General features: G+C 36.1%; 19 protein-coding genes. 18 read left to right on the plus strand and 1 reads right to left on the minus strand.

Translation table 11 applies throughout. The features are described from left to right. Window positions 1–44 precede the first annotated feature (44 nt). The 18 genes from ACOCEA_RS10305 (at window position 45) to ACOCEA_RS10390 (ending at window position 18,958) form a co-directional block, all read left to right on the plus strand. Window positions 45–1,253, plus strand: a complete 1,209-nt coding sequence (locus tag ACOCEA_RS10305; RefSeq protein ID WP_420756149.1) for a hypothetical protein — start codon at window positions 45–47, stop codon at window positions 1,251–1,253. Window positions 1,254–1,368: 115 nt separating this feature from the next. Next, the gene (locus tag ACOCEA_RS10310) at window positions 1,369–2,181 is read left to right on the plus strand and encodes a hypothetical protein (RefSeq protein WP_420756150.1); all 813 of its coding nucleotides are present in this window, start codon (window positions 1,369–1,371) and stop codon (window positions 2,179–2,181) included. 104 nt (window positions 2,182–2,285) lie between these two features. Continuing rightward, window positions 2,286–3,803, plus strand: coding sequence for a hypothetical protein (locus ACOCEA_RS10315; protein ID WP_420756151.1), 1,518 nt, complete (start codon window positions 2,286–2,288; stop codon window positions 3,801–3,803). Then, complete coding sequence (locus ACOCEA_RS10320) at window positions 3,787–6,249, plus strand: type IV secretory system conjugative DNA transfer family protein (RefSeq protein ID WP_420756152.1); 2,463 nt, start codon at window positions 3,787–3,789, stop codon at window positions 6,247–6,249. Before ACOCEA_RS10315 ends, ACOCEA_RS10320 begins: the two co-directional genes overlap by 17 nt. Then, window positions 6,246–6,647: a hypothetical protein gene (locus ACOCEA_RS10325; RefSeq protein ID WP_420756153.1), complete on the plus strand. Its 402-nt coding sequence runs from the start codon at window positions 6,246–6,248 to the stop codon at window positions 6,645–6,647. Before ACOCEA_RS10320 ends, ACOCEA_RS10325 begins: the two co-directional genes overlap by 4 nt. 297 nt (window positions 6,648–6,944) lie before the next feature. Continuing rightward, on the plus strand, window positions 6,945–7,628 hold the full coding sequence (locus ACOCEA_RS10330; RefSeq protein WP_420756154.1) for a ParA family protein: 684 nt from the start codon (window positions 6,945–6,947) through the stop codon (window positions 7,626–7,628). A gap of 2 nt (window positions 7,629–7,630) precedes the next feature. Next, the gene (locus ACOCEA_RS10335; protein WP_420756155.1) at window positions 7,631–8,077 is read left to right on the plus strand and encodes a hypothetical protein; all 447 of its coding nucleotides are present in this window, start codon (window positions 7,631–7,633) and stop codon (window positions 8,075–8,077) included. 173 nt (window positions 8,078–8,250) lie between these two features. Next, a complete protein-coding gene (locus ACOCEA_RS10340; RefSeq protein WP_420756156.1) occupies window positions 8,251–8,427 on the plus strand; it encodes a hypothetical protein in 177 nt (58 codons plus the stop codon). After that, a complete protein-coding gene (locus tag ACOCEA_RS10345; protein ID WP_420756157.1) occupies window positions 8,408–8,716 on the plus strand; it encodes a hypothetical protein in 309 nt (102 codons plus the stop codon). Before ACOCEA_RS10340 ends, ACOCEA_RS10345 begins: the two co-directional genes overlap by 20 nt. Window positions 8,717–8,718: 2 nt before the next feature. Continuing rightward, window positions 8,719–9,039: a DUF4133 domain-containing protein gene (locus ACOCEA_RS10350; protein WP_420756158.1), complete on the plus strand. Its 321-nt coding sequence runs from the start codon at window positions 8,719–8,721 to the stop codon at window positions 9,037–9,039. Next, window positions 9,027–11,579, plus strand: a complete 2,553-nt coding sequence (locus tag ACOCEA_RS10355) for a TraG family conjugative transposon ATPase (protein ID WP_420756159.1) — start codon at window positions 9,027–9,029, stop codon at window positions 11,577–11,579. The genes ACOCEA_RS10350 and ACOCEA_RS10355 overlap by 13 nt, the downstream gene beginning before the upstream one ends. Next, window positions 11,576–12,184 (plus strand): hypothetical protein, encoded by a 609-nt coding sequence (locus ACOCEA_RS10360; RefSeq protein WP_420756160.1) that lies wholly within the window; start codon window positions 11,576–11,578, stop codon window positions 12,182–12,184. The genes ACOCEA_RS10355 and ACOCEA_RS10360 overlap by 4 nt, the downstream gene beginning before the upstream one ends. 7 nt (window positions 12,185–12,191) lie before the next feature. Next, complete coding sequence (locus ACOCEA_RS10365) at window positions 12,192–13,097, plus strand: type IV secretion system protein (RefSeq protein ID WP_420756161.1); 906 nt, start codon at window positions 12,192–12,194, stop codon at window positions 13,095–13,097. 4 nt (window positions 13,098–13,101) lie between these two features. Next, a complete protein-coding gene (locus ACOCEA_RS10370; protein WP_420756162.1) occupies window positions 13,102–13,725 on the plus strand; it encodes a hypothetical protein in 624 nt (207 codons plus the stop codon). A 3-nt stretch (window positions 13,726–13,728) separates the two neighbouring features. Then, complete coding sequence (gene traM, locus ACOCEA_RS10375) at window positions 13,729–14,742, plus strand: conjugative transposon protein TraM (protein WP_420756163.1); 1,014 nt, start codon at window positions 13,729–13,731, stop codon at window positions 14,740–14,742. Continuing rightward, window positions 14,739–15,695 carry a DUF4138 domain-containing protein gene (locus ACOCEA_RS10380; protein WP_420756164.1) on the plus strand — a complete coding sequence of 319 codons (957 nt, stop codon included), beginning with the start codon at window positions 14,739–14,741 and terminating at the stop codon, window positions 15,693–15,695. Before traM ends, ACOCEA_RS10380 begins: the two co-directional genes overlap by 4 nt. Next, on the plus strand, window positions 15,692–16,249 hold the full coding sequence (locus tag ACOCEA_RS10385) for a conjugal transfer protein TraO (protein ID WP_420756165.1): 558 nt from the start codon (window positions 15,692–15,694) through the stop codon (window positions 16,247–16,249). The genes ACOCEA_RS10380 and ACOCEA_RS10385 overlap by 4 nt, the downstream gene beginning before the upstream one ends. A 27-nt stretch (window positions 16,250–16,276) precedes the next feature. Beyond that, window positions 16,277–18,958, plus strand: coding sequence for a TraQ conjugal transfer family protein (locus ACOCEA_RS10390; RefSeq protein ID WP_420756166.1), 2,682 nt, complete (start codon window positions 16,277–16,279; stop codon window positions 18,956–18,958). 1 nt (window position 18,959) lies between these two features. Here the strand turns inward: ACOCEA_RS10390 and ACOCEA_RS10395 are convergent, their stop codons facing one another. After that, a complete protein-coding gene (locus ACOCEA_RS10395; protein WP_420756167.1) occupies window positions 18,960–19,433 on the minus strand; it encodes a hypothetical protein in 474 nt (157 codons plus the stop codon). Window positions 19,434–19,645 lie beyond the last annotated feature (212 nt).

Genomic DNA, 19,645 nt, shown 5'->3' on the forward strand with positions numbered 1-19,645 from the left:
GATTAATATTTTACAATTATACTAATTTTTTACACATTTGAATTATGAATAATATTTGGAGAATATGGGATGATAAATTAAATATCAATTCCGTAATGGACTATTTCGGGTATCCTATGACCAAGAATGAAGCTAATCATAAGATTTACCACATGGGCAAGGACCATGCGGTGGTATTCCATACTGGTGGCGGTCAATTGTATTACATGTGCAGTAGGCCAGAAAAAAAACTACGTGTATTTGATTTGGTTTTGACGGGATGTTCAAAAACCGAAAAGGATAGTTCTAAAGGCATTTGGAACAAAGTAGATGAATGTTATTCCTATTTAAACAGTAAAAAAGAATTTCAACTGGCCAATTTAACGCTGAACAAAGGAGAAATAGTCAACGATTCTTTTAACCATTTTGAAGAGTTTGCCAAAACCTTGCAGTCTTCATCTTTATTGGAAGATGAGAGTTTGAAGGTATGTTTCGAAGAACGATTATTTGAAGATAAGGAAGGTCTCCTATATTTTCCCTTTTACAATCTATCGAACAATTTAACAGGGCACGTACAGCAAAAAGACTCAAAAACATTTCCTGTTGCCGAAAGTGACACAAGTATGTCTATTTGGTTCAGTCAAGTTCCTAAAAAAATACAGCAATTAATTGTTTTCAATAATCCTATTGAAGCCATCTCCTTTCAACAAAAATTCAAGTTAAGTAACGCCGTATATCTTGCCATCAAGAACATCAATTATGAGACCAGTAAAATATTGGTTCAAATCTATAAGCAAACCAAAGTGACTAAAATGATGTTAAGTTTCACCGGAAACAGCAAAATTGAGGGTTACATTGATGACTTGATGTTAATATCCTGTATCAATGACGGAAAGTTTTTTATTAAGCTTGAAAAAGATCATTTAATGATCAGATTTGACCCAGAATCGGAAAAAGCAATTTCCCAATTGCACAAAGAAATCCAAAAATACAATCAGGCACTTACTAAGGACTATTTAAAATTCAACAAGGTGGTAGACCATACATTGGTAAATCAAAAGAGCATGGTTCTTTCAAAACATAAAGAAATGGTGGCATGCAAGTTACCCATTGAAATTAACGCCTTACGGTACTTCTTATGGAGTTATTATAGGAACTACCTTGGAAAGATGATCGATATTATTAAACCACAAACCCAAAATTGGCAATATGAATATAATCAGAGCACCAATGCAAGTCAACGAGAGATTAGCGCATATAAAATAGCGGTATAAAAAAAGGGGTGCTCCCACCCCTTTCGATCCTTAATTCCGGATATGAAAATGGAAAGGTCATGTCCGGATTTCAAAGTTACTAATTATAAATGATCCTTAATTTAAAATTTGAAAAATGGAAAATCAGTTAGAAAAAGTGTTCGTGAAAGTGAACCAAAGATGGCAAAAAGCAAATATTATCAACGAAGAAGAAGGCAAGGTGAATGTTCTGACACAAGATGGACAGCGCTTTAGCATAGACAAAGAAAGTAAATGGTTGGAACTAGTACAAAATCCTGCGCAACGTTATGCCTACGGTGATGTGAAAGAGCAACTAGAAGGGCAATATATCAGTTTTGAAAAATTACCTGAAAATGTAAAGGATAACTTAGTTCAAGGAAAGGAACATTTTCATGTCTCCACTTACTTATCCGACGGAGAGCTTAAAGAAACTTCTAAAATGGTTCAAATGGTATATGACCCCAATATGGGTTCTCGTTTGTTTGTACAGTTTAAACGAAAAAATCAAGTTACTCTGGACCAAGCCATGGCTTATAACCACAAGTTTAGCCCCAATGAATTTGAACGTATGGTCTCTAAAAAAGAAGTGGTTCTCCTTCAAGGGATTACCAAGGATGGTGAATTGTTTGAAAAGCTAGCCTATTATGAACCAAAACTTCTGGATATCAGAACAAAATCAGCTTTAACACCCAACACGTATTTGTATGGTTCTAAACTGTCTGCCACGCAAGCAAAGGCGTTAAACCAAGGGGAAGAAATTGAAATCAAAATCAAGACAAAGTCCAAAGGCACCAAGCCATATTTGGTTTCCTACACCCCTAGAAATGAGATTTTCATAACGAAGAATCTGCAACTGGAAAAGGCAAGAAATCTTGAGATAGTTACTGACGAAAAAAAAAAGAGTTCTAGCCAGCGAATGAAAATTTAGAAATGTAATAGGCCGGTAATTTCTTCCGGCCTTTTTTCTATCCCCATCTTAATTACTTGATGGGTACATCGCCAATTGTTCTATCATCAACTCACATTATACTTATGAAAAACTATGCAGACAATAGGATGCATTATAGGATGCTCATTTCCAAAATCAACGAAGAAGTCGACTTTTCTGGATATTTACATGTAAAGGGCTATGCTCTACTTAAATCCAGTGTTGGATCAAAAGAATATGGAAAAGACCAAGAACGTATTGTTCTTAACTCAAAGCGTAATCCGGTTTCCTACTTCAATAGAAATGATACCCAAGATAAAGGTTGGTTCTTTAGTTATTTACTTCAACGTTCTAATAATTTTTACGCTGCTATCACTGTAGGCTTGGAAGCCATCAATGCTAGTCACTATTCCGAAGCGAAGACTAACAAGGTGTTACGCACCAAAAAATCAACAAATTTGGAGGCTACCTTTTTAATTGAACCCCTTAAAAGGTGGAACTATATTGTAAAAGAGAGGGGCTTAAGTTTAAAAACTTTAGAATCAGAGGCTTTTAACAATAAAGTACTTAATGGAATTTACAATACTACAAAAGGGAATCAAATCACCAACATTGCTTTGCCCTTAACAGACACGGAAGGCAACATTAAGAATTACATCTTGTTCAACAAGCCATATTGGAGCCCTAAAAAAAATAAACTTCAAAAGTTTAGAAGAGTAATGAATTCACAATACCATTTTCTCTTTACATCCAATCCAACAGCAAACATAAAAGCCTTAGCCTGTTTTGAAAGTGGCTTCGATGCCATGGCCTATCATGAGTCCAAAGGTCTTCCAAATCTATTTTACATGGCATTTAATGGGCAATTGGACGAAAGGAAACTGGAACAATTTTTTTTATGGAAAAACAAAATTGACCCTGAGGGCAAACTACCCATAAAACTAAGTTTCGACCATGATATAGCCGGATTCTATTTTGATATGTATTTCCTTAAAAGTCTCATGAGTAGGGAAAAGAAACAATATGATTTCGTTCTACATAGACAAAATTTTGTGGTGAAACTTCAAATACAAGGCCATGAAATAGCGCTACTAGGAGAAGAACTTAAAACGGAGTTAAATATCTTACATCAACAAATTGATCTGCAACCCGCGAAAATCATTTCCCTTAAAGAAACACTAATTATAGAATTACAGTTGGATAGCATTCTTCACCTTGGTCCTGGTAAATATGGATCCAGTTGGTATTGGGAGGGGTTCTTTTCGATTTTGACAAATACATTAGAATGCCCAAAGATTCAAATCCAAAAACCGCTATTACATAAAGACTGGAACGAGGACTTGATATGGTTTAAAAACCATGAACAAGTTAAGGATGTAAGTTCTATTTCCAGGGGAATAAACAAAACCCTTTGGGCTGTTCATAACTTTAAGTCCCTAAGCAAATATCCCCCCATTGGAAAAGTAATGATGGTCGGCGAAGAAAAGGTACTATGTGATATCGGTGAGACAGCCTATCGATGGATATCAAGAGACCAAATAATCTCTTTCTACCAAGAAAAAAAATCACAGGTAGTTCATCAAGAAAACATCAAAAATGCAAGTTATGGAAGAAAGAAATAAAGGTTATTCGGGAATGTATCTTTCAGCAGCCTACTTTTTACTTGTTGTAACTGTGGAATATTACCCATTGATAGAACATTTATTTGGACCTCTGGAAATTCTTGAATCGATTTATAATTTCCTAAGAACTTCCAATATACCTGCAACAGGGATTATGTCAAGATGCATTATAATAGGGCTTTTAATGGGAGGCATAATGATTTACAGACCAAAAAGAGATGATAAAATATCCAAAACACCAACTTTTATAGGTTTCTTACTCTCCATTGGATTACTGCTATTATCTGGTTGGCATATCAATGTAACCATACTAACCCAAAAGCTTGGATTCTTACTTTTTGCCTTGGGCTATATAGGAACTATGACGTATGGCATGCGTTTGTTTCAGCTTATGGTTTTTGATAATTTATCAAAAAACGATCCTTTTAATGAGCGCAATGAGACGTTTTTACAGAACGAAGATTATATCAACACCCCTCATTCCGTAAACATCCCTTACACTTATATCCATAGAAACAAAAAGCGAAAAGGCTGGATAAACTATGTCAATTTATTTCGTGCCCTATTGGTAATTGGAACCCCTGGCAGTGGCAAGTCCTTTTCCGTTATCGAGGAAATAATGGGGCAATTGATACGGAAAGGATTTGCGATGGTCATTTATGATTTCAAATTCAACTCCCTGACTAAAAAAGCCTACGGCTATTTAATGCAATCCAAAATAAAAGACTCCAGTTCTTTAGGCAAATATCCTGAAATGTTCTTTATCTGTTTTGATGATCTTCGAATGACCCACCGTTGTAATCCCATGCATCAGAACCTTATAAACAACCAATCGGATGCTATTGACATCGCTGAAACCCTATTAAAAAACTTGAATCCAGAATGGATTCAAAAACAGGACTATTTCTCTAGGAGCGCCATTAGTTTTACTGGGGCATGCATTTGGTATTTGAAGAAGAAAGCAGATGAATTGGAAATGGATATATGTACTCCTGGACATCTTTCGATACTTTCTACGGTTAAAGTGGAACTGCTTATGAAAATTATGATGCAGGACAAAGAAGTGCGTCAAATTTTGGTGCCCTTTAAGGATGCCTTGGAAAAGAAAGCCATGGAACAACTATCCGGTCAAACAAGTACTGTCCAAATCAGTTTATCAAAATTGGCTACTAAAGAGATATTTTACGTTATGTCGGGCAATGACTTTACTTTGGAGATTAACGATCCCGACCAGCCAAAGATACTATCATTACAAAACAATCCTGAACGGAAACAAGTGTACTCCGCTGCATTGGGTCTATATATGAACGGACTCATGAAAAAAGTCAACAAACCCCAAAAACGGCCCATGGCTTTAATATTAGATGAGCTGCCGACACTATTCATCATGCTTTTGCGAACAATTATCGATACGGGTCGGGAAAACAAAATAGCAACTATTTTGGGTATCCAAAGCTTCACCCAGTTAGTTTTGGATTACGGTAAAGATATGGCGGAGGTAATTTACGATAACTGTGCAAATGTCATCTGTGGAGCTGCCAAGGGAGAAACGGCAAGAAGGTTGAATGAGCTATTCGGTAAAATACACCAGGAGCAGATAAGCAAAAACACAAGTTCCAATGATGTTGGCACCAACATAAGTACACAAATGATGGATTTATTACCTCGAAGTAAAATTGCGACGATGTCCACTGGATATTTTGCAGGCATTGTTGCGGATACGTTCGAGCATCAAATCAAGGAAAAGAAGTGTTTTGGACAATTAGAACCGGATATTAGTGGGAAAAAGTTGGCTATGGCCTATGAACTTCCGATAATCAGGGATTTCATACCCGAAGACTTTCAACTGCAATATGATACGCTTGTTCAGGAAATGGACAATACATTTGATGTTTTATTTTTTGAATCGCTGTTCAAAAAAGCGGGTGGACAAGTACCATTGACCAAGACCTTATTCTTTAGATGTGTAGATGAGCATAATTATAACACCGCTCAAACCATTAAGATGAAAGGACTGGCTAAGCGCTTCAAACTCATTATACATCAGTATAGACTAATGAAAGCAATATCCAGTGGAGACCCAAAAAAGGCAATAAGAAAATTATTCTCTGATATCATTAGAGAGCATCTTATTGAAAGCGAAATAGAGAAGGTGTCCAACCAAAACTTTGAAAATATAATGAGTGAGGTTGACAACTTAGTGAAAAATGAATATTCATCGCTAACCGGTGAAGTTTTGAAAAATGTAATATTTGATGAAGAAAAAATAAATAGTGAAATGGCTAGTGCAATGAGTAACTCTGATAAAGCTGCCAAATCTTTCATGGAGGACTTCCAAAACAACTTGTCCGTGGATGATTTAGAAACTTTGATTACATTGCAGGAAGAATATGATTCGGAAATGGAAGAGCCTTTTTCTTCTTTTCCTATAGAAAGTTATGAATGATGGATATTGAAGGAATTATAAAACTTGACTCAAAGGACTTAGGTTATATTGGAGAACGTTTACGAGAGATACGACTTGAACTGATTGAAATAGACGATATTTCAGACAAACGCTTCAGCGAATTTTCGTTGACCAAATTGAGTGAAAAACTCCAAATAGACCGCAATACTTTAGTTAACGTTGAACGAGGAATGTCCACTGTCAATTCCATAAAAATTATCCTCTATTACTATACTTTAGGCTATAATCCAATCTGGATTTTACTTCCTGATAACGAATTTGTGCCAAAACGTAGTTTGATTGAAAACATGGCCTATAAGGATGATCTTCAAAAGAAATTCCTTGAAATGGAATCTCAAATGCTAGGGGCTATGAACGAATTCAAATCTTCCTTGTAATACATCAGAACTTTACATTAAAACAACATTCACTTACTATTTCTTCAGCATTTTTTCAACTAATTAAATGCTATATAGATAGCTATAGGGCATTATTCATTTGAAGTACTAAATCAATAGGTATAGCATTGGTTACATATTGTAATAGCTGTACCTATAGTTGAATAAAGCATTAGTGCTAGCAATAGTCCAATAACGTTAGCATTACAGCTATAAACATATAATCAAACCTATATAGCATCATATGACGATATGTTCATATGGCCCTATGGTCACATGATGCCTAAAATTAATACTATGAAAACAACAATTATATCCTGTGCAAGTGAAAAGGGAGGTAGTGGCAAAACGACCATTAATATTATACTGGCTACTAATTTATTCTTTAAGCACGCTAAAAAAGTGGTTCTTATAGATTTGGATAATCCACAATACTCGGTTTACAAGAAAAGGCAAAGAGATTTAAAGGAACTATCCGAAGCGGAACAGCTAACAGCTAAATATTATCCGATTGAAAAATCAACTGTGCAAGAGTTAGATACCCTTATTAAAAACTACTATGGTACCGTTGACTTCATCATTTTAGACTTCCCCGGTAATCTTAACGAGGAAATGGTAAAAGGGCTTCTTTATGTAGAACATATATTTATCCCTTTCTTTTTGGATGAACTAGAAATCAATAGCACCGTAATCTTTTATAAAACATTAAAAAATAATTTTTTAGAAAACAATGGTCGAGTATTACGTGGAATCAACTTGTTCTTTAATCGCTACGAAAAAATCAAAGTAAACAAGTTTGCAGCAATAAGGCGAGGTTTTGAAAAATCAGGCATGCCGCTTATGCAATCAGTGGTGATGGACAGGACTATTTATAGAGAGAAGTATCGCAATACCCTACTACCTATACCTGAATCCCGTGAAAACGGTGAAATGGAACTGAATGAATTTATAAACGAAGTAATCACAATTTTAAATGATTAACCATGGCTAAAAAAATAAATGTAAGCAGCTTACTGAAGTCGGCAATGAACGATGATATTAATCCAGGAGAAACTTTAAAGAGCTTAAAGGCGCAACGCAATAAAGAAACCGTTCCCGTTATAAATTCAGGGAATAGTGAAAGAAATGGTAATTCTGTTGAACTATCGGATTCTTCCAAACCTAACTATCAACATACAGAAGTGACCAAAGAACATCCTAAGATTATAGGATTGGAAGACCTTTTGGGGCAAGAAAACTTTTCAGACAGAAAAGAACAATTTATCTTTAGGTTGAGCCAACAGTGTTTTGATGACTATGAGGAATTAACCAGGGCCGTTAATTATAAGCTACATAAAAAACTGTCAAGAAATGATATTATGCGAAAAGTACTTGAACATTACCATACAAATGAGTTGGAAGATTTATTAAGGTTGTTACATACCATTTGAACTTGAATTGGGAACATATCGTTTGGTTGACCATTGGTGCACTATGCATTCTTTGGTATATCCTCGTGTTTATTATTTTGAAAAAAAACAAAACGAAAAAAAATTCCAATTCTCTTTCAAATGTGCAAAATTCTAATATATTTGTAAATAATTCATCTTTTGAAGATTTAGACATGGACCATTTACTCAACCAAGTTGATGAAAATGTACACAGGACAGAACTGTTAGACATTTTTGGAAAGTCTGAAAAAGATACCGAATCCTTAATTCCTAAAAAAAATGAAAAACTCAAGGTTATCAGAAATGTTGACCTTCCTGAGAAAGAGGAAGGTGAGCCACCACCAGATTAAGTATCTACTTTTTGGCGGTATCCTATTAACACTCCCATTAGAAAGCCATGCGCAAATTAGTGAGTTGGTGAATCAAGTAAATGCTGCCGAGCAAGGCGCATCACAAATAGGAAATAGTATTTTTCGAATAATCAAAATTGCTGCGGCCGTTTTAATAGCGATTGCTGCGGTTACCTTTTTGATTGTTCGGGAACAAAGTCAAGACCTGACTAAAAAAGTCGGTAATATCATTGTTGGCTTGGTAATTTTCTATGGACTATTGGAAATAGGCGAGAACCTTTCTAGATAGTCATGGAAGATAAATATTATCCTATACCAAAGGCCCTGCAGAAGGACGTCACCTACTTTGGCTTAAAAGCTAAATATGTAGACCAAGCCTTTAAGGGCATATTCCTATCCCTTGTGCTTGGAATGATCTTGGGTGCTTTTACTACAACCTTGATTGGATTTATAGTATCCCTAATAGCTGCATGTGGCTATTTTCTTCTAATGCTTTACTATTCATTTTCCTATGGAGAAAGTGGGTATCTAAAGTCTAGGGCTGACAAAGCTAGACCCACTTTTATCAAAGGTTCCGTTAACAAAAAAATACTTTTGGAATGGATACATTGAGCCTAAAGCATGCTTTCCCGATTTATGGATATGAATCACCCATCCTGATATCCAAGGAAAAAGGGTGTCTTTGTATTCCTTTAGAATTAAAGCTCCCAGAAATATTCTCTTTGGATAAGAACGACTATGCCAAATTCAATCGCCTATTCTCCAATATTATAAGCACTTTGGGAGAAAACACTTTGGTGCATAAACAAGATTTGTTCTTTACCGACCGGTATAAACTAGACCAAACGAGAATTGACAGGGATTTTTTTGAATCCGAGGATGAGTTACATTTCACTAATAGACCCTTTTTGAACCATCGTTCTTTTCTCGGGCTACATCTAGTACCTAAGAATTATTTCAAAAGCAATCCGTTGGGTGCCAATGGTTATTTAAAAAAAGTTAAAAACGGATTGTTCGATAGGATAATATCTAAAGAATATTCGGATAAGACCGTCTTGGAGGCTTTTAGATTAAAGGCAATGGCCATCAATCAACTCATTAATGAAAGTGAACTCTTAAGCTCAACAATAGTAAATTTTGAGCACTTATTTGAAAAAGATGGTTACTATTCGAATTATTTGGAAGCAACTTTTGAAGAGGGTGCCGGTGTTGATATTGATTTTGAAAATGCAACCTTATTTAATGGAAAAAAACAAGGTCAGTTTTTTACTTTGGAAAATCTAGACCAATTTGAAACTGAGGCAATTTTTGACCATAGTTATTATGGTAAGTATCATTCTGATGAGCATCCCTTTCCTATTGGCAATCTTTTTTCTTTAGGGTTCAAAATACCTTACGAACACATTATTAACCAATATATATACCTGCCTCCAAAAGAAGCCGGCATCAACAATCTTAAGAAACGAACAAAAAGATTAAACAAATACGCAAACAATCGTAAAGGGGACAAGAACAGTATCTACAGAAACCAAATACAGCAATTTGAGCAAAATTTGATTGAAGAACATCAAGAATTGGTCTATTACCATTTAAATGTTTTGGGGTATGCTGAGCACCATGATGACTTTGGAATGATGTGCAATACCATCAAATCAGCTTTCAAAAAAATAGGGGTTCATGTCAAAACCAATTCTGTGGACAGAAAAAACTTATTCTTTGCAGGAATTTTGGGTAATGCTATCGGGATAAGTTCAGAATTATATAGCCCAATGTCTTCCAAAATGGCCGCTTCCCTACTTTACTCAGAAGGAGGATATAAAAATCCAGTCCATGGTTTGCATGGACTTCGAATGATTGACCGCGCCACACATAAACCCTTGTTGGTAAGCCTATATAGGGAACCAGAAAAAAATCATTGGATTTTTAATCGGGGTATGTTAATAGCTTCTGGCTCCGGTGGTGGCAAAACCTATTTTGCGAATGCCTACTTATATGCAGAGTATCGTGAAGGTGCGGAAGTTATCATATTGGAAAATGGTAATTCCTATGATAAACTAACAGGCTATTTGGACGGGGTTACCATAGAACATGATGACGATAGGCCTTTTTCGTTCAATCCCTTTGTCCTGGACGAACAGGACTATCATATGAATCAAAACAACCTACAACTGGGAGAGCATAAATTGACCCAATTGATTGTGTTGCTCAAGCTTATTTTGGGTCATCAAAACAGCGATAAGAACACTACCTCAAACAGCATTATCCAACAAACTATTTTTGAGCGTTTAATCAGTGGGTATTACCAAGAGTCTAAAGATAAAAATCAATCAGATTATGGATTCAATAGTTTTTATAGCTATTGTGTAGAAGCGCTACCTGTATTACTGAGGAAGCATAAGATTAACCCCCAAACTTTTGATTCCAATACGGCTTTAATGATTTTAGGGAACTATGCTGAAGGAGGACCCCGTGAATATCTTTTAAACAGCAAAGATGAAAGAATATCAAAGCTGACCGAAGAACGTTGGATTTACTTCAAACTAGGTAACCTAATAGAAAATCAACAATTATTTCCCATTATCTCCTTTTTGTTGATGGATGTCTTTAATAAAAAACTTAAAGATCCCAAAAAATTAAGCATCAACAAAATATTGAATGTTGACGAAGCTTGGAATCTTTTTGATAATGAAATCATGGCGCAATACTTAAATGCGCAGTCTCGAATGGCTAGGAAATACGGGGGACAACCCATCTTTATTTCCCAAAAAGTGGACGATTTTATCACTTCAAAACATATAGGAAAAACCCTTGTAGTAAACAGTCATATTAAGGTGTTGCTTGACATGGCCGAGTATTCCAACGACTTTGATGACATTCAGGAAATTCTAGGCTTGACCGCTAAGCAAAAACAAATGGTATTGTCTTTAAACAAAGACATATCTGAAAAAAGAAAATATCGGGAAATTGCTATTTGCTGGAAAGAGAAGGTAGGGGTATATGGCCTAGAAACCTCAATTTCTACCAAATGTCTCTTTGAAACTAATCCCAATGAAAAAGCCCTTATCAATTCCCTATTGGAAAAAAATAAGAACGATTGGAAAAAAACAGCACTTCACTATAAAGAACTAACTAACAAAAACCAATCCTTATGAAAAAAATCGTGATAATACTCATTCTCAGTCCATTATTAAACTTTGCTCAAATCCCTGTTACCGATGTTGCAGCAAATGGTCAGCTTGCACTTCTAAACACCAACATTCTTGCCTTACAAGGGCAGATAACTTCATTAAATGGAAATATAGCAACCTTAATCCAATTGATGCAAAAAAACGTGACAGCAACTACTAGTACATCCAAAGACATATCCCAAGAAATTGCTGCAAAACGAACAGCGGCAAGTTTCGTACTGGGTGCTCCTGAAATGTCACAACTTATAAATATTAAAGAAAAAATTCTAGAAGCATATCGTGGGGCGAAAAAAAACTTGGACGACTATAGTTTTTTAACCGAAAAAGAGCATAAAGAAGCTCAGAACTATTTAGGTGAAATGATTGAAAGCTTATCAACCCTGCTCGTGCATGCAAAAACTATGGCTTCAACACCTGAATTGATAGATCCTTCAGCACGCCTGACCCAACTTCAAACTATTGTACAAAAAATGGAAGGTGTTCTGAACGGTGTAATCGAACTCAACAAGAAATTAGCACAAAGAAACGAACATCGTAAGGCCGTTCAAACGGTAATTACTGTAAATTAATTCCATCATGCAAGAAAGTTCCGGTTTCCGTTTCTTGGTCAATACACTTTTTGATGAATACCTTCAGGAGGCTTTTGATTCATTGGGCCCGACCTTATCGGTTGGTTTCCATTTTGCAAAAATAGGTCTTGGCATATTTGCAATACAGCATTTTGCAAGTCAAGACAGGGGTGATGTTTGGAAAGCCCTAAAATGGTTTCCCTTGCTGTTTATACTATTCAATTACGAAGTGTTTGCTTTTGCCATTTTCGAGTTTTATGACAACTTGGGAAAATCCTTTATTGGCACTGAAAAAAATTGGGACACTATTAATATGAAGGTGGCAAAAGCTCAAATAGAGTCCTTTGCACAATCCACAGCGGAATGGAATTTATTGAGTATTGATTTAAATGCCCTACAATCTCTTGCAATGGCGGGACTTTCGGGCGGTATAACTTCAATTGCCCATGTGGTGTCGTCTATAATTTTTGTGGGTATCAAGTCACTCTCTATTATTTATTTGTTCATTCTGATCATTTTTGGACCTATAAATATTGGCCTTTCCTTTATCCCGGCCCTTTCTGGACTTTTTAAAGCATGGCTCCAAAAATTTATGAGTGTTTGTCTATGGGTTCCAATGTTATACGTTGTAGACGCATTTATGGTGGAATTAGTCGATTTATTGACCACCCATTTGCTTCAAAACAATGCTAAAGATATTGGTATAGTCCTAACCGCTTCCCTTTTAATATTAATGACCTCGTTTTTTTATATCAAAGCCCCTACCCTAGCCAATTTTGTCGTTCAAGGGTTGAATATTTCTGGCGGCAATATGGTCTCGAAACCTAAACACTATGGAAAAAAGGCAATTAATACTGTAATCGATGCCAAAACTGGAGGTGCATCAAAGGGCATACGAACCTTAACACAATAAGAATATGAAACATGAGTATTACATTTTTAATGATATCGAACGGAATCAAAAGAGAAATCGAAGTTTGGTTTATTTAGCCTTAGGAGTGGTACTGATAACGGCAATCGTTTCAATGGTTCTAATACATAATGCACATAAACAGGCTCGCTTTAATGCCTATGTCATCCAAGGAGGCCTACGGACACCCATTGAACCTATCACAGACTCCCGAGAGCAGCTTCGGTTGCTTACCGAAGGACATATTCGCCAGTTTCACGAGCTTTTTTTCTCCCTTGAGCCAGACTTAAATCATATTAGAAATAACATAGAAAAAAGGGCACTTTATATGATCGACAACTCCGGTAAACGGTTATATGTTCGATTGGTCGAAAAAAAATATTTCCACGATGTTGTTATGAATGACTATCGCTATCTTATTGAACTTGATTCAGTTGTAGTAGATTACTCAAAGTATCCATTTCCCTTTACCTACTATGGGAAACAGTCAATAGAGAAAGGAAAAAATACTACCTATAGAAATTTGTTTTCTAGGGGATTTGTAAAAGAAACAGGGATAACGGCTAATAATTTAAACGGAATGAAAATTATGGACTTTGAGGTAATCGATAATTCAGATGTAACAAAGTAAGTAATGAGAGACGTGAAATCTAAAATAGATGATTTTAAGGATTGGGTGGTTAAACATAAAACCCTGTCCATTGCATTGCCTATAGTTTTAGTACTCAGCAGTTTCTTTGTTATTGAAAATATAAAGGATTATAAATCCATGTCCTTGGACTCAAAAGAATCAAAAGGATTTAATTCTACCCTTCCTTCACCAAATACAAAAAAATCAACCCAGTTGGAAGACGAGGCACTATGGAAACAATCCTCTACGGAAGAAGGTAACCAACATTCTATTCCTGAAAGCTCTCCTGAATTGCTTGAAAAAGCCCAAAAAGAGGATTCATTAAAAAAAGTTTTAAAGGAATTGGAAGATATTTCTTTTGACTTAGAACAAAATCAAACTGTTATATCTGAAACAAGCCCAACTCAAGAAAAAAAGGGTATGGAGAGCAACAAAGGACAAGGTGGTAAAATGAATGAAACTTTGGAAGCTCGCATTAATTACAGGGAATTACTGCGTGAGGGTAAGGAAAAAATGCTCGAAACCAATAATCCTAATCCACCTTCACTATTATCTGAAAAGAGTACTCCAAAATCAAATTTAGTTCAAGCCAAGGTAAAAGTATACCGAGATCAATTTGTTTTGCCCGATGATAGGGTTCAACTTATTGTATCGGAAGATTTTAAGTATGATGGCAAAATTATTCCAAAGAATACATTTTTTTATGCACTCGCATCTGTACAGGGAAATCGTGTGCTATTGGATACGGACAACATAAACCATATACCAATAAAGGCAACATTAAAAGATTTTAGGGATGGCATGGAAGGTATTTATAGTGAAAGAGCTGGAGGCCTTTGGGGGGAGTACATGGCTGAATCCCAAAATAGGGCGGTGACCGAATTAACCACTGAATTGGGTGGGAATGTAAGCAGTCTGGTGACAGGCCTAGGCTCTTTTTTAAAAAGGAAAAAACTAAGGGAAAGAGATAAAATTCTATTGATCAACGATCATGAACTTTTAATGACAATCGAATGAGGCATATTTACCTTATATTTTTTATCATCGGTTTTTTCGATGTTATGTTCGGACAAACCGATACCATACAGGTTTCAAAGGATTATAAAACCATTTTGGTTTTACCGGAACCCTTTTCCTTTTCCATTAATGGCAAGGATTTGAACTTTATTGAATCTTTCCCGAAGAGTACTTCCGAAAAGGCCGCCCATATCGTAATGCTTGCCTATAACGATGTTGCACCAGTCAAACAGGACTATACCAATTATACATTATATACAAAAGACGGAATGGCTTACGATTTTATTTTAGATCTGGTAGCTATTCCTGAAACTAAAAGATGGAAAATCAGTAAGAATATGGCCGACAATTTCTCCGAAAGCCATTTGCCGATAAATCATTCAGATGGGACTGATGCAGAAATCATCAAAATAGAGGAAATCGCACTACCAAACGATATTGAAACATTGGCTAATGACGGAGGAGAAAATTTTAAAATTACCCCACTATCAACTTCCTTATATGATGAAGACAGAATCGCCTATTTAGAACAAAAATGTGAGAATCACATTTCAGATAAGGGTAATATAGCACGATATTTTTCAAAAGTCGGGGATGTTTTTATTTGGTTAAAAGGAGTTTATTATGATCGTGAGGAGCTTTATTTTCTATTTACCCTAGAGAACAAAGAGCCTATAGATTTGGATATCAATTTCCTCAAATCCTTTATTGGCACCAATTACAAACAAAGTAATAGTAACCAAAAAAGCGAATTTCAGCCTTTATATAGGTATGGACAGCCCACAAGGGTCAAGGGCAATACCTCGGCCTCCTTTGTCTTAATTTTTGAAAAGTTCACCTTGGATAGGAACAAGCACCTCGTATTGGAATTGGATGAGTTAAATGGAAATAGAAATATTAGTCTTGACATTGAACACGGATTGATAAATCGCCCTAAAAAATTTGGAAAATGAGGATAATCAAAAGACATACTTACCTATTAATTGGTATACTTTCCTTTTTTCTTGGAGGGCAGCAATTAAAAGCACAAAATTACGCCAGTAGCTTGGAATTGACCGGTGGGATAGTTGAAGATGGTTATGGTATAAATGCAGGATATAACTACTATTTAAATAGGTTCAAATACATTCAGGGAGCCGTCTTCCTATCCTTTGCGGAGGATAATCAACAGGGATACACTGTTCCCTACAACAATTTCACCTTAAATATTGGCTATTTCAATAATATCATTGAAGCGCTCAATAGAAAGTTTACTACTTCCTTGGGAGCTGGACCAGTAGTCGGATATGAAATCGTGAATAATGGGCAACAGGAACTTGCTACGGGAGCCTTGGTGAGCAACAGTTCTGAGTTCATTTATGGCGGTTTTGTTGGTGCTGAATTGGATTTTTATTTTACAGAGTCATTTTCAATAATTGGAAAAGTTAATCAATACTACCATCCTTCAAGCGATTTAGGTCAATTTGCCTTTTTCGGCGGGGTTGGTATACGATATATATTGTTTTAGGGCTAGTCCTTCAAAAATTGAGAACATATGAAAAAACAAATTACCCCACTAATTGGTCTTTTATGTCTATTCATTTTCACTACTTGTGACAAAGATGTTGAGATTATTAGCAGCTTCGACTATATTATTTCAATGAATTATAGGGATAAAGCGACAATTAACCTTCCCGAGAACACTTCATTTTCTCTGGTTCCAGAACGTTTGGTACATACGCAATCGTATCAATTTAAGTATGAGTCGAAAGATGGTTCAGGAAACTTTGTAATGGATCGATCAATCCTTGCACAAAGGGAGTGGATACCCCTAAACGAATTGACATTTTCACTTGACTTCATGGCAACTACAATTGGTTCAAAGGAAGTCGAGGTAACGTTTTCCGATGGCGATGGATTGGAGAAAACGGTAACCTTAAATTATTTGGTAGAGCATAATCCTTTCATCTGGAAGGCTTCTACTACTACCAACACCATCAACATTAATGAAGAAGTACCTATTTCATTGCTTCTAACCAATACTGGATTTGATGAAAAAGCCTCGTATGAGCGAAACATATATTTTATCCAAGGGTCTGGAAATTTAAATTTGGTCAATGAGGAAGAAGAATCAGAAATCCCAATTGAAACTGGGAAATTTGTAGAAATGCTACCCGGTTCTTTTAATTTAAAGGGGGAATTCAAAGAAACTGGTATCAACAAATTGATTTTTGAAGCTAGGGACCAAAACGGTCAAACACAGAAAGACACCTTAAGCATTATTGTGGAAGAAATTGAGTTTTCCTTCACTGCTTCTCCACAAAAAAATGAAATTGACATAAACGAAAACACAAATTTAAATTTCAACATCACAGAATCCAATCCTTCGGGAACTTCCTATCAAATGAGATATGAAATCGTATCAGGTAGTGGCACGATTTCTTCAGGAGGTGAAACAGTCGCTCCAAATACATTTACCCCAGTACCTACTGGTAATTTTTCATGGGATTTTGAATCCAGTACATCAGGTACTATAGAATTGATATTCTTCGTCAGAAATGAAACAGGTGTTGAAAGACAACGTGAACTCACTATTGCAGTGTCCGCACGAGATTATGACCTGACAGTCACACCAGCCACTATTGAAGCTTTCGTGGGCAGTTCAATAAATATTACTCTTTTAATTAACGAATTAGGAGCTACAGGAGACACCTACTCAGGTTTCTATTCCTCTACAGGCACAGGCTCCATGAGAATAACTGGGCAGGATTACACAGCTGGTCAACAGTTCACACTTACAGAAGAATCCAATGCACTTACCTATACCGGTATAAGCGAGGGAAGGCATACATTGAACTTCAAAGTAAAATCGAGCTCTAACATAGAAAAAGAAATCAGTACTGAAATTGATTTTGTTAGTATCGACTTTAATTTTTCAGGTAGTGCTTCGAACAATGAATTGTTCATAACAGAAACTACAAATCTAAATTTCATAATAAACCAAACTGGTATAGGTGCTACAACCTATGAATCCCGCTATATCATAAACCAAGGGGAAGGTTTAATTCGTGGTTCAAATGGTACCCAGTTGGCGCCGAATACTTACTATGAAACATCAGAAGGTCCTGGCAATTACACTTGGAGTTTTGTAGCCACAAAGGCTGGCAGGGTCGATATGACTTTCTTTACTAAAAACATTACGGGTCAAGAAGAGGAAATACGGTTATTCATTGAGGTAGAAGCGACTGATTTCAATTTGGATATAGTTGCGGCCAATACCAATGATTTTGTATTTCAAACCATACCATTAAGCTTTACTTTAAATCAACAAGGTGTAGAAGCGTTGACCTACAATATGACCTATTCCAGCAACGGCGATGGAGTGTTGACTATTGGTGGATTAGATTACAACCCCGGTGAAAATATTGCTTTGACAAATATACCAGGAACATTTAATGGTTCTTATACTGGTAATTCCGTAGGGAATCATCAAGTGACATTTAGAGTAGTATCATCAAACAATATAACTGAAGATAAAACCATAAATATTAATTTTAACACTATTGGATTTCAAATTAGTGTACCGGCCAACCTCTCAATTAAAGAAACATTGACCGAAAGTTTTAATGTGGTCATTAATCCTGATAGGGCCAATTTGAATGTGAATTATGAGATTCAACTGGTCACCGATCAGAACGGCACATTCAATTTCGGTGTAATTAGTCCTGGTATTTACCTTCCTGCTTCCACAGGCAATAATACCTTCAATTACACCCCTACGGATTATGCCAATGGCACCCATATCATTACGGTTTCGGTACGGGACAATCTAGGTAACACAAACGTCGAGAACATCGTGGTGAATGTGAATAGGAAACCTTTGGCATTTGGTAGAGCAGAAAAAGAGAATGTCAATTGTGGTGGCTTAAATGGCTGCGATTACCGTGTGAGAATGTATATCAAAAGGGCTGGTTTTGGCGAGTCTCAAGCCTTTGATGGTGCAACCATAACTACGATCAGACTCCGGATATATAATCGTCAGGACAATCGGTGGGTAACAATTATCAGGAATTTTAATGAAATGGAAACCAATACCCAAGGGGACATTTACTGGCGCTTAGAGGAAGAAGCTAGGGAAAGCCGCCTACGTTATTTAGACCAAGATTTTGAAATCGAAGTTCAGGATAGTGATGGAATTTGGTCAGACAAGAGTTCTGGCGCTGTTATTAAAGTATAAACTAATCCCGTGAAAAAATGTAGTTCACACGAATGGTCTGCCCTTCAATCACTTCATCAAATTCTATTTCCAAGGTGGTTTCGGATATTTCTTGAATAAAATATGTGATGTCACTTTCGACAAAGTTTAAAATCGTTTTATCGTCGTTGAACATATAATTGTCACGAAACTTGGTGGTACTTCCCTGTGGGGTGTCATTACATCGACTGGCGTTTTCATCAATTCTAAATACATTGGATTCTCCACCAGTATCGCCAAAAAAGAATAAGTCGTCCAATACACAGGTTTCAACTTCTTCAAATCCATTGGTATTTGGAATACCGTCATTATTAAGGTCAATTGCCGGAGTCAAGGTAATTACCCTAAAACTCCATTGCCCTTTTATTGTTTCTTCCCTATTCTCTAATGAGAAATCATCATCTTGACAAGATGCCAGAAGAAAAAAAGAGAAAATCAAAAGAATAATATTTTTCATTACCTATTCAATTATTACTTTAAAGATAATAAAATTATGGCCTTTAACGATGGTTGGAATGGCCGAAGGCAAGTGCTTTCCATGGCAAGCGAAACTTGTGATTTTAAAGCATGTCTGGATGTTGCAAGGGGCTTTAAAATGCAAGATTAGAGTGATGCCAATGGAAAGCTCTTGTCACGCACCCGAGGAGGTTGGTCATTGCAACCGACTTT

Origin of the sequence: Maribacter luteocoastalis (genome assembly GCF_048890225.1) — a bacterium.
GTDB classification, from domain to species: Bacteria; Bacteroidota; Bacteroidia; order Flavobacteriales; family Flavobacteriaceae; genus Maribacter; species Maribacter luteocoastalis.